At 69.5% G+C, this 11,169-nt stretch carries 11 protein-coding genes; 3 read left to right on the top strand and 8 right to left on the bottom strand.

The genetic code is table 11. The annotated features are described in order from the left end of the window. From MLGJGCBP_RS09920 to MLGJGCBP_RS09880, 8 genes are all read right to left on the bottom strand, one after another. Positions 1 to 633 (bottom strand): SDR family NAD(P)-dependent oxidoreductase (locus tag MLGJGCBP_RS09920; RefSeq protein ID WP_160095177.1); only part of this gene is annotated, 633 nt, incomplete at its 3' end. 11 nt (positions 634 to 644) lie between these two features. Continuing rightward, the gene (locus MLGJGCBP_RS09915) at positions 645 to 1,628 is read right to left on the bottom strand and encodes an NADPH:quinone oxidoreductase family protein (protein WP_160095175.1); all 984 of its coding nucleotides are present in this window, start codon (positions 1,626 to 1,628) and stop codon (positions 645 to 647) included. A 36-nt stretch (positions 1,629 to 1,664) separates the two neighbouring features. Then, positions 1,665 to 2,765 carry an acyl-CoA dehydrogenase family protein gene (locus MLGJGCBP_RS09910; protein ID WP_160095173.1) on the bottom strand — a complete coding sequence of 367 codons (1,101 nt, stop codon included), beginning with the start codon at positions 2,763 to 2,765 and terminating at the stop codon, positions 1,665 to 1,667. Further along, complete coding sequence (locus tag MLGJGCBP_RS09905) at positions 2,762 to 3,952, bottom strand: acyl-CoA dehydrogenase family protein (RefSeq protein ID WP_087558309.1); 1,191 nt, start codon at positions 3,950 to 3,952, stop codon at positions 2,762 to 2,764. The genes MLGJGCBP_RS09910 and MLGJGCBP_RS09905 overlap by 4 nt, the downstream gene beginning before the upstream one ends. A 17-nt stretch (positions 3,953 to 3,969) precedes the next feature. Continuing rightward, a complete protein-coding gene (locus MLGJGCBP_RS09900) occupies positions 3,970 to 5,004 on the bottom strand; it encodes a phosphotransferase family protein (protein WP_160095171.1) in 1,035 nt (344 codons plus the stop codon). Then, positions 4,997 to 5,779, bottom strand: a complete 783-nt coding sequence (locus tag MLGJGCBP_RS09895) for an SDR family oxidoreductase (RefSeq protein ID WP_087558307.1) — start codon at positions 5,777 to 5,779, stop codon at positions 4,997 to 4,999. Before MLGJGCBP_RS09895 ends, MLGJGCBP_RS09900 begins: the two co-directional genes overlap by 8 nt. A gap of 1 nt (position 5,780) precedes the next feature. Beyond that, a complete protein-coding gene (locus tag MLGJGCBP_RS09890) occupies positions 5,781 to 7,031 on the bottom strand; it encodes an acyl-CoA dehydrogenase family protein (protein WP_160095169.1) in 1,251 nt (416 codons plus the stop codon). A 96-nt stretch (positions 7,032 to 7,127) separates the two neighbouring features. Next, positions 7,128 to 7,946, bottom strand: coding sequence for an SDR family oxidoreductase (locus tag MLGJGCBP_RS09880; RefSeq protein WP_160095167.1), 819 nt, complete (start codon positions 7,944 to 7,946; stop codon positions 7,128 to 7,130). 160 nt (positions 7,947 to 8,106) lie between these two features. Here MLGJGCBP_RS09880 and MLGJGCBP_RS09875 point away from each other — a divergent pair, with 160 nt between their 5' ends. The 3 genes from MLGJGCBP_RS09875 to MLGJGCBP_RS09865 are packed head-to-tail and all read left to right on the top strand — an operon-like array spanning position 8,107 to position 11,164. Continuing rightward, a complete protein-coding gene (locus MLGJGCBP_RS09875; protein WP_160095165.1) occupies positions 8,107 to 8,586 on the top strand; it encodes a MaoC family dehydratase in 480 nt (159 codons plus the stop codon). A gap of 5 nt (positions 8,587 to 8,591) precedes the next feature. Beyond that, positions 8,592 to 10,151: an AMP-binding protein gene (locus MLGJGCBP_RS09870; protein WP_087558303.1), complete on the top strand. Its 1,560-nt coding sequence runs from the start codon at positions 8,592 to 8,594 to the stop codon at positions 10,149 to 10,151. Positions 10,152 to 10,156: 5 nt separating this feature from the next. Then, a complete protein-coding gene (locus tag MLGJGCBP_RS09865) occupies positions 10,157 to 11,164 on the top strand; it encodes an NADP-dependent oxidoreductase (RefSeq protein ID WP_087558353.1) in 1,008 nt (335 codons plus the stop codon). The last annotated feature ends 5 nt before the right edge of the window (positions 11,165 to 11,169 follow it).

Genomic DNA, 11,169 nt, shown 5'->3' with positions numbered 1-11,169 from the left:
GGGATCTTCCAGGATGAACGCCATCATCTTGCTCGGAAACGGTCCGGGCGCAATGGCATTGACGGTGATCCGTTCGGCGGCCAGCGTCGCGGCGAGCTTGCGGGTGAGCATGTGGACCGCGGCCTTGCTGGCGCCGTACGAGAAGTTGTCGGTGCCCGACACCACGAGTCCGTCGATCGATCCGACGTTGATCACCCGAGCGGGGTCGGTGTCCGTCGCCGCGGCCCGCAGACTCGGCAGCAGCGCCTGGGTCAGCATGAACACGCCCTTGACATTGATGTCGAAGATCTTGTCGAATCCGGCGGCGGGGAACTCGTCGATCGGTGCACCCCACGTCGCGCCGGCGTTGTTCACGAGCACGTCGAGCCGGGGCGAGATGTCTGCGACCCGCGCGACCAGGCCCGCGATCCCCTCCTCGGTGGACAGGTCGGCGGGGTGGGCGTGACACGTGCCCGGGCCGAGGGCGGACAGTTCGGCCGCGGCCTTCTCGCACGCCTCCGCCTTGCGGGCGGAAATCACGACGGTCGCCCCGGCCTGGACGAATCCCTGCGCGATCATCCGGCCGATACCCCGCGAACCTCCGGTGACCACCACAGTCTTGCCCGCTACGTCGAACAGCGAACCTGCATCCATGTGCGTTCCCTTCAGGGTTGGAAGACGAGGCGGCCGACGGTGCTGCCGTCGCCGAGCCGGCCGATACCGTCGGCCACGTCCGCGAGCGAGAGCCGCTCGCTGATGAGCGGCGTGATCGCCCCGGACTCCGCGAGGCGGGTCAGTTCCTCGTGGCAGTCGGCGATCGCCTGCTGGTTGTACTGCTTGTACAGGCCCCAGTGCAGTCCGATGATGGAGTAGTTCTTGATCAGGGCGTGGTTGAGGCCGGGCGTCGGGATGGTGCCGCCGGCGAACCCGATGATCAGGATCCGGCCCTCGAACGCGATGCACTTGGTGGACTTCGCGTAGGCGTCGCCGCCGACCGGGTCGTAGACGACGTCCGCTCCGCGTCCGCCGGTGAATTCCTTGACCAGCGGCACGAAGTCTTCGGTGCGCCGGTCGATCACCAGATCCGCGCCCAGCCGCCGGCAGTAGTCGGCCTTGTCGGCGCCACCGACGACGCCGACGACCTTCGCTCCTGCCGCCTTCCCCAGTTGCACCGCGGCGCTGCCCACCCCGCCCGCGGCAGCATGGACGAGCAGCGTCTCCCCCGGCTTCAGTTGCGTCCGCCGGTGCAGCGCGAACCAACTCGTCTGGTAGCCGATGCTCAGCGCCGACGCCTCGGCGTCGTCGAGCCCGGGCGGGGCCGCGAACGTATTGGCCTCGTCCATCACGGCCATCTCCGCGAATCCGCCGCCGGGCAGGTTCGGGTTGCCGATCACCCGGTCGCCCACGCCGAAGCGGGTGACGCCGTCACCGACCGCGACCACCTCACCGCACAGCTCGACTCCGGGTGTGAACGGCAGCGGCGGCTTGATCTGGTATTCGCCGCGGCACAGCAGCACGTCGGGGAAGTTCGCCGGTGCGGCGAGGACCCGGACCAGCACCTGCCCGGGGCCTGCCGTGGGGTCCGGGACCTCCTCGAGGTGCAGCGCGGTGCGCGGCTCGCCGAGTTCGTGGACACGCCATGCCTTCATGGATTTGCTTCCTGACTGTCGGTGGTGGGGCCCGGGTTACGCGGGCAGGTCGATCAGGCCGGCAAGGTGCGCGCGGTGCCGGTAGGCGGTGCCGAACGCCAGCTGGTCGCTCTTCGCCCTCTTCAGGTACGGGTGGGCGGGGTATTCCCAGGTCATGCCGATCCCGCCGTGCAGCTGGACGCACTCCTCCGCGGCGTGGACGGCGACCCCGCTGCAGTACGCCTGCGCGACGGCGGCCGCGACCTCGGCGTCGGCGTCGCCCCGAGCGGCGGTGTCGGCGGCGTAGCGGGCAGCGGCGGCCGCGGACGTCACTTCGAGCCACAGGTCGGCGAGGCGGTGCTTGATCGCCTGGAACGACCCGACGGCCCGCCCGAACTGGGTCCGCTCCTTGACGTACGCCAGCGTCGTCTGGAAGCACCACTGCGCGAGCCCGAGTTGCTCGGAGGCGAGCAGTGCGGCGCCGACAACGAGGGCCTCCCGGACCGCGCCCGCGGCGTTGCCATGGTCGATGCGGGTGGACGCTGCGGCGTCGAACGCGACGTCGGACAACGGCCGGGTCATGTCGAGCGCGAGCACGGGGGTGACGGTGACCCCGGCGGTGCCCACGGGCACGGTGTGCAGTTCGAGCCCGCCCGGACCCTCGACCGGCACGACCAAGATGTCGGCCTCGGTGGCGCCCGCGACACCGGTCACGGTCCCGGTGAGGGAGTCGCCGTCCCGGCGCACGGCCGGGGTGAACCGCCCGGGGGCGGTCGCGAGCCCGACCATGAGCGCACCGGTGGTGGTCCCGTCGGCCAGTGCGCCGAGTGTTTCGGTGTCGCCCGCCTTCAACAACGCGACCGTCGCGAGTACGGCGCTGGAAAGGTACGGGACGGGTGCGACGGCGCGCCCGATCTCCTCCATGACGACCGCGGCCTCACGTGCGCTCGCCCCGACGCCGCCCAGTTCCTCGGGGACGAGCAGGCCGGCGAGGCCGAGTTCGACGGCGAGGGATTTCCACACGCCGGAGAAGTCGGCGGGTGTCCCGTCGTACGCGCCGACGACCAGTTCGGGCGGGCAGCGGTCGGCGAGCAGCCGGCGGACGCTGTCGCGCAGGGCGTCTTCCGTGTCGGAGTACAGCAGGTCTGCGGTGTTCATCGGGGCAGGTCCTTCCAGGCGATGTCCTTGTCGACGCGGTGCTCCGGCGGGAGGCCGAGGACGCGTTCCGCGATGACGTTGCGGAGGATCTCGGACGTGCCGCCCTCGATCGAGTTGCCTTTCGCGCGCAGGTACCGGTATCCGGGTTCGCGGCCGGTGAAGTCGACCTTGTCCGGGCGGCGCATGGTCCAGTCGTCGTAGCGCAGCCCGGCTTCGCCGTGGAGTTCGATGTCGAAACCCGAGATGGTCTGCGCGAGCCGGGCGAAGGCCAGCTTCAGGCCGGATCCCTCGGGGCCGGGCTGCCCGGCCTCGAGTTGCTGCCGCAGCCGTTCGCCGGTCAGCCGGGCGACTTCCGCTTCGACCCACAGCCGGAGCAGTTCGTCGTGCATCGCGGGATCGCGGAGTTCCGGTTGTTCCCGCCAGGCACGGGCGACCGGTCCGATCATGCCGCTCTCGCGGGCGGCCGCGGAACCGCCGATCGCGACCCGCTCGTTGTTGAGGGTCGCGGTGGCCACCTTCCAGCCCTGTCCCTCGCCGCCGAGCCGATCGGAATCGGGAATGTGGACGTCGGTGAGGAACACTTCGTTGAACTCGGCCTCGCCGGTGATCTGCCGCAGCGGCCGGACGTCGATTCCGGGATCGCTCATGTCGCACAGGAAGTAGGTCAGCCCGGCGTGCTTGGGCACCGACGGATCCGTGCGGGCCACGAGGATGGCCATGTGCGCGTTCTGCGCCCCCGACGTCCACACCTTCTGCCCGTTGACCGTCCAGCCGTCACCCTCACGGACTGCTCGCGTCGCGACGGCGGCGAGGTCGGACCCCGCCCCCGGTTCGCTGAACAACTGGCAGTAGATGTGTTCGCTAGTGAAGATCGGCCGAAGGTACTTCTGCCGCTGTTCGTCGGTGCCGAACGCGGCGATGGTCGGCGCGGCCATGCCCAGCCCGATCCCGTTGCGGCTCTTCGCCGGGCCGGGCGCCCCTGCGGCCTCGAGTTCGGCGTCGACCTGCGCCTGGAAGCTCTGCGGCAGGCCCAGACCGCCGCGCCCGGGCGGAAAGTGGACCCACGCGAGGCCGGCGTCGAATCGGGCCCCGAGGAACCGGGCCGGATCCGACAGGTCGTTCTGTTCCAGGAGGGTCGCGATGCGACCGCTCAGATCGCGTGCGATCGCCTGTTCGTCAGTGGTCATCGTCCTCAGTCCTTCGGTCAGATTCCGGCCCGGGCGGCGACGTCGCACGCCTTGGCCACGAGGTCGTCGATGCGCTCGACGGTCGGGGTACCCGCGGCCGCCTTGTTCTGCGGTTCGTCCCGCGCACGGCGCATGACGCCCTCCGCGATGACCGCCACCTTCCACAGGCCGAGGACGTGCCAGAACGCCAGGGCCTTCGGGTCGCGTCCGGTCTCGTCGAGGTACACCCCGGCGATCTCCACCCGGTCCGGGAAACCGTCGAGGGTGGACGCCGGGAAGTCGCCGCCGGTGGTCTCGCCCGGCTCCGGCCAGTACGCGAGCAGGCTGCCGACGTCGGCGAGCGGGTCGCCGAGCGTGCACAACTCCCAGTCCAGGGCGGCGGTCACCGCCCCGGTCTCGTGGGAGGTGATGACGTTGCGCAGGTGGAAGTCGCCGTGCACGAGGGTCAGTTCCCGCTGTTCCGGCACCGAGGCGGTGAGCCGTCCGGTCAGGTCGTCGAGGGCGGGCAGTTCGCGGGTCTTCGACTTCTCCCACTGACCCGACCACCGCTCGAGCTGACGCTGCGCGTAGGGCTTGTGGCTGGCCAGGTCGGTCAACCCGGTGGTCTCGAGGTCCACCGCATGGATCTTCGCCAGCGTCCGGGGCAGCGACAGACCGATCGCCCGGCGACGTTCCGGGGTCAGGGACTCCGCGATCGACATCCGATCGACGACCTGTCCGTCGACGAACTCCATCAGCAGCAGCGGTACCTCGGTCACCTCCGGGTCGTCGGTGAGCCCGAACACCCGCGGGGTGGGTACCGCGGTGTCCTCGAGGGCGGAGAGGATCCGCGCCTCGCGGGCGACGTCGTGGGCCGACGCGAGCAGGTGCCCGAGGGGTGGGCGCCGGAGCACCCATCTGCCACCCGCCCGGTCCTGGACCAGGTAGGTGAGGTTCGACTGGCCGAGGCCGATCCGGTCGAAGGTCAGCGGTCCGGCAGTGTCGATGCCGAGCGTGCCGATCCAGCGGCTCACGGCCTCGGGGTCGATGCCGACGACGTCCACGCTAGACACCGAGCCGGGCCCCCTGCCGGAACGGGATCGCGTCGCCGAGCAGTTGCCCGCCGTCGATCGCCATGGTTTCGCCGGTGATCCAGCTCGCGGCATCGGAGACGAGGAACGCGACCGCGGACGCGATGTCCTCGGGTTCGCCGATCCGCCCCAGCGCCGTGGACGCCGACACGGCCTGCTCGTGGTCCTTCCACAGCGCCTCGGCCAGCTTGGTCCGCACCACACCGGGGGCGACGGCGTTCACCCGCACCTTCGGTGAGAGTTCCAGTGCCAGTTGCTTGGTGAGGTGGATCAGCGCGGCCTTCGACGCGTTGTACAGGCCGATGTTCGCCTCGAACGCCATGCCGCCGATGGACGCGGTGTTCACCACGGCGCCGCCGTGCTCGCCCATCCACGCCTTCGTGGCGAGGCCGGTCCACAGCACCGGCGCCCACAGGTTCACATCGAAGGTCTTCGCGAACCGTGTGTGGTCCTGGTCGATGACCGGCCCGAACGCAGGGTTGGTGCCCGCGTTGTTGACCAGGATGTCCAGGCTGCCGAAGCGTTCGACGGTGGTGTCGACGCAGCGCCGCGCGGCCTCCTCGTCGACGGCGTGCGCGGCGACGCCGATCGCGGTGCCCCCGACCTGCGCCGCGGCGGCGTCGGCCGATTCCTGGGAACGTGACGTGAGCACCACGTTGGCGCCGGCCGCCGCGAGGGCCCGGGCGACGGCCAGGCCGATGCCCCGCGAGGCGCCGGTGACGATCGCGGTGCGTCCGGTGAGGTCGAGTCCGGCCATGTCAGCTCACCGCAACCTTGTGACCGTTGGTGGAAGCATGGACGGCGTCGCGGTACTGCCGCAGTTCCTGCCGCGCGATCGCGCGCTTGTGGACCTCGTCGGGACCGTCGGCCAGGCGCAGGGTGCGCAGGTGCGCCCAGGCCATGGCGAGGGGGAAGTCGTCGGTCACGCCCGCACCGCCGTGCACCTGAATGGCCCGGTCCACGATCTTCAGCGCGATGTTCGGGGCCGCCACCTTGATCGCCGCGATCTCCGTCCGCGCCTCCTTGTTCCCCACCGTGTCCATCAGATACGCCGCCTTCAGCGTCAGCAGGCGGATCATCTCGATGTCGATGCGCGCCTCCGCGATCCAATCCTGGATGTTCGCGTTCTCGCTGACCGGTTTCCCGAACGTCACCCGCGACGACGCCCGCCGGCACATCAATTCGAGTGCCCGCTCCGCCATCCCGATCGCCCGCATGCAGTGGTGGATCCGGCCCGGACCCAGCCGGGCCTGGGAAATCGCGAAGCCCTCACCCTCGCCCTTCAGCACGTCCGCCACCGGCACCCGCACATCGGCGAAATCGATCTCCGCGTGCCCCTCACGGTCCTGGTACCCGAACACCGGCAGTCCCCGCATCACCGTCACACCGGGCGCATCGATCGGCACCACCATCATCGACTGCTGCCGGTGCGGCGCCGCCGACGGATCCGTCTTGCCCATCACGATCAGCACCTTGCAGTTGCGGTGCAACGCGTTCGACGCGAACCACTTGCGGCCGTTCAGCACGTACTCGTCGCCGTCACGCACCATCGACAACTCCACGTTCGTGGCGTCCGAGCTCGCCACCGCGGGCTCGGTCATCGCGAACGCCGACGCCATCGTCCCGTCGAGAAGCGGCTTCAGATACTTCTCCTTGTGCTCGGCCGTGCCGAACAGCTCCAGCACCTCCATGTTGCCCGTGTCCGGCGCGTTGCAATTGCACGCCTCCGACGCAATATGGCTGCGCCCCATGATCTCCGCCAACGGGGCGTACTCGAGGTTGGTCAATCCGGCACCCGTGCCCGGGTGCGGATGGAACAGATTCCACAACCCCCGGCGCCGCGCCTCCGCCTTGAGCTCCTCCAGAACCGGTGGCTGGAAATGCGGATCCCCCGACTCGCGCATCTGCTCCTCATACACCGCCTCCGCCGGATACACGTGCGAATCCATGAACTCGAGCAGATCGACCTGCAACTGCTGGGCGCGTTCGGAAATGTCAAACAGGGACATGGGAACTCCTGACGGATTGTGAGAGAAACATGGGTGTGTGCTTGTCGAGGTGGCTCTGGGTGCCCTCGACGAGGACCGGGTCTGCGGGCTCGCCGGTCACGCGTGCTCCAGCAGCGAACACTGGTAGCGGCGCATCCCGCGCAGCCAGCGGTCGTAGTCGGACCCCTTCTGCCGGTACATGGTGAGGACGCTCTCGTGGGGCAGGATCAGGAACGTCTCCCGGTCCACGGCGTCGAGCACGATATCGGCGACCTGTTCGGGCTGCAGCACCTCTCCCGCCGAGACGACGGCCTTCGTGGCAGCGACGCCGAGGGGATCACCCGAGTTCTCGCCGGAGCGCATCAACTTCGTCTCGACTCCCATCGGGCAGAGGCAGCTGACGCGGACCCCGTCGTCCCCGTATGTGACCGACAGCCATTCGGCGAACGAGACGGCCGCATGCTTGGTGACCGCGTAGGTGGCCGAACCGATCTGCGTGAGGAGCCCGGCCGCGGAGGCCGTCGACACGAAGTAGCCCTCGCCGCGCTCGATCCACTTCGGCACGAGTTGCCGGGCCGCGCGGATGTGGGCGCGGACGTTGACGTCGAACGCGAGGTCCCAGTCGGCGTCGCCGGCGTCGAGGCCGGGCGCTCCCGCGATGCCGGCGTTGGCGAAGTACAGATCGACCGGTCCGAACTCGGTCTCCGCGCGGTCGATGATGCGCCGGATCTGATCGGCGTCCGCGACGTCGCCACCTTCGGCGACCGCGGATCCCGGGTGGCGGGCGTTGATTCCGTCCGCCACCGCGGCGGCTGCGTCCGAGTCGAGATCGGCGACCAGCACCTTGGCGTCCTGTTCGGCCAGACGGTCCGCGATCGCCCCGCCGATTCCGCCTCCACCGCCGGTCACGATGGCGACTTTCTGTGCAACCTTCACGAGGTGTCCTCTCCTTCGCGGTGCGTTGTGACTCGCGTCTCTCTTTTGTATAGTTGAATCCGTCGTCAAGTTCAAGTGTCTGGGGTCGACAACACACGACTTCCGATACAGCCAACGTGACACATCCAGGCCCTGCACCACCCGGAATCGAGGGAGACAGATGACCGACACCACCGCACTGCCCATTCGCCCCGCGAGCTTCGACGAGCTCACGGCGCTGATCGGCAAGGAGCTGGGCCCCACCGACTGGCACGACGTCACCCAGGAACGCGTCAACGCCTTCGCGGACGCCACCGGCGACCACCAGTGGATCCACATCGATCCCGAGCGCGCCGCCGCCAGCCCACTCGGCGGCACCATCGCGCACGGCCTCTACAGCCTGTCCCTCGGACCGGCCCTGTCGGCGACCCTGCTGCGCTTCGACGGCTTCGCGCACAGCCTGAACTACGGCTACAACAAGGTCCGCTTCCCTGCGCCGGTGCCGGTGGGTTCGCGCATCCGGATGCGCGCCACCATCCAATCGGCAGAACAGGTCGGGGGCGGCATCCAGGTGACCATGTCCCAGGTCGTCGAGCGCGAGGGCTCCGACAAACCAGTGGTCGTGTCCGAGTCCGTCGCCCGCGTCGTCGAGGCCGGCTAGCAGCCGTGAGCACTTGTGAACCGCCCGCGGTTAATAAGTACTCACAGGCGAATGTGCTCGACCCGGTGTCCCGCCACGCCGACGCCACTCCCGGCAACATCGCGCTGCGGGGTGCGGACAGCACCCTGACCTACGGACAGTTGCGGGCCGCGAGCACCCGGTACGCGGGAGCGATCGTGGAGGCGGGACTGTCCCCCGGAGACCGAATCCTGCTGGCCGCACCCTCGGTGCCCGAGTTCGTGGTCGCGTACCTCGGCATTCAGGCGGCGGGGTGCGTCGTGGTGCCGGTGAACACGATGTCGACCCGGCCCGAGAGCGAGTACGTCCTCGCCGATGCCGGCGCCGCACTCGCCATCGTGTGGCACGAACTCGGGCCGGCGATCGCCGATGCGGCCGCCGCACTGGACGTCCCCGTCTGGGCGCTCACCCCCGACAGCGCGTCTCCGGACACCGAGCCGGTTCCCGTCGCCCGGCGGGACCGCGACGACACCGCCGCCATCCTCTACACGTCCGGTACCACCGGGCGGCCGAAGGGCGCGGAGCTGACGGTGGGGAACCTGCTGTCCGGCGGCGAGATCGGCGCGGAATGCAGTCGCGGTTCGAGCGACGATCGGACGGGCACCGGACTTCCGCTGTTCCATGTGTTCGGCCAGGCGTCGGTCATGATGGCGACGTTCACCGGCGGCGGGTCGCTGACACTGCTGGCCCGGTTCGATCCGGCCGCGATGCTCGCCCTGCTCCGACGCGACCGTCTCACGATCATGGCCGGCGTGCCGACGATGTGGAACGCGATGCTGCACGCCGCGGACGGCGCCGACCCGCAGGACTTCACGCAACTCCGCATCGCCATCTCCGGGGGCGCGTCGCTTCCGGGCGAGGTGGCCCGCGAATTCGAGTCCCGTTTCGGGTGCACCATCCTCGAGGGTTACGGGCTCACCGAGACCACCGCGTTCGGCACGTTCAACGACATCGACCGCGGCGGGAAGATCGGCTACACGGGTCGCGCGGTGCCCCGGCTGGCGGTCGAGGTGCGGGACCACGACGGGCTCGTCTGCCCTGCCGGGACCGTCGGCGAGGTGTTCGTGAAGGGGGTGACGGTGATGAAGGGGTACTGGAACCGGCCGTCCGACACCGCCGCGGTCCTGGACCCGGACGGCTGGCTGCGCACCGGGGACCTGGGCGAGATCGACGCGGACGGGGATCTGCGCATCGTCGACCGGGTGAAGGATCTCATCATCCGGGGCGGCTACAACGTGTACCCGAGTGAAATCGAAGAGGTCCTGTACACGCACCCCGACATCCTCGAGGCCGCCGTCGTGGGCGTCCCCGACGATCACTACGGCGAGGAGGTGGCCGCGGTCGTGGCCACCGTCCCCGGTTCGGGGCTGGACGGCGCCCAGCTGACCGGCTGGGCGCGGGAACGGCTGTCCGCATACAAGATTCCCCGAATCGTCGCGATCGTCGATGCCCTCCCGAAGGGGTCGACCGGAAAGATCCTCAAACGATCGATCGACAGAACCGCACTGAGAAACGACGCACTGACCGCAGAAGTACCCGAAAGGTGAACACCGTGACAACCGTGAACAGGCAGGTCCGACTGGCGAAGCGTCCGGTCGGCCGTCCCGACGACTCCACGTGGGAGATCACGTCGGAACCGATACCCGAACCCTCGGACGGCGAATTCACCGTCAAGGTGGACTACGTGTCCCTCGACCCGGCGATGCGCGGGTGGCTCGACGACGTGAAGTCGTACGTGCCGCCGGTGGCGATCGGCGAGGTGATGCGCACCCACGCCGTCGGCCGGGTGGTGGCGTCGAAGAACGCGAAGTTCCCCGAGGGGCAACTCGTGTCCGGGCAGTTCGGCGTGCAGGAGTACGCGCTCTCCGACGGCCGCGGCGCTCTCGCCGTCGACGAGTCGCTCGCCCCGGCGCCGACGTGGCTGGGCGCGCTCGGATTCCCCGGCATGACCGCCTATTTCGGTCTCACCGACGTCGGCAGGCTGGAGAAGGGCGACACCGTGCTCATCTCGGGCGCGGCGGGCGCGGTCGGGAGCATCGCCGGGCAGATCGCCAAGCTGAAGGGCGCCACGGTGATCGGCGTCGCCGGCGGCCCCGAGAAGTGCGCGTGGCTGACCGAGGAACTGGGCTTCGACGCGGCGATCGACTACAAGTCCGAATCGGTCGGCAAGGCGCTGCGCGCCGCCGCACCGGACGGCATCGACATCTACTTCGACAATGTCGGCGGCGAGATCCTCGACGCCGCACTGGCCCGGCTCCGCAAGAACGCCCGGGTCGCGCTGTGCGGCGCGATCTCCGGATACAACGCCACCGACCCGCAGCCCGGGCCGTCGCGGTACCTGTCGCTGCTGGTCAACCGTGCGTCGATGACGGGGTTCATCGTGTTCGACTACCTCGACCGGTTCCCCGAGGGCATGGAGGCGATGTCGGAGTGGATCCGCGCCGGGGAGATCGTGACCCGCGAACAGGTCGAGACCGGGGGTGTCGAGGCGTTCGGCCGCACCCTCAACCTGCTGTTCGACGGCGCCAACACCGGCAAGCTGGTGCTGAAGATCAGCTGAGCGCG

Source organism: Rhodococcus sp. T7 (assembly GCF_009872365.1).
In the GTDB taxonomy this organism is placed as follows: domain Bacteria; phylum Actinomycetota; class Actinomycetes; order Mycobacteriales; family Mycobacteriaceae; genus Rhodococcus_F.
Note: the sequence above shows the minus strand (reverse complement) of the source record. Positions and strands in the feature narration are given on the sequence as shown.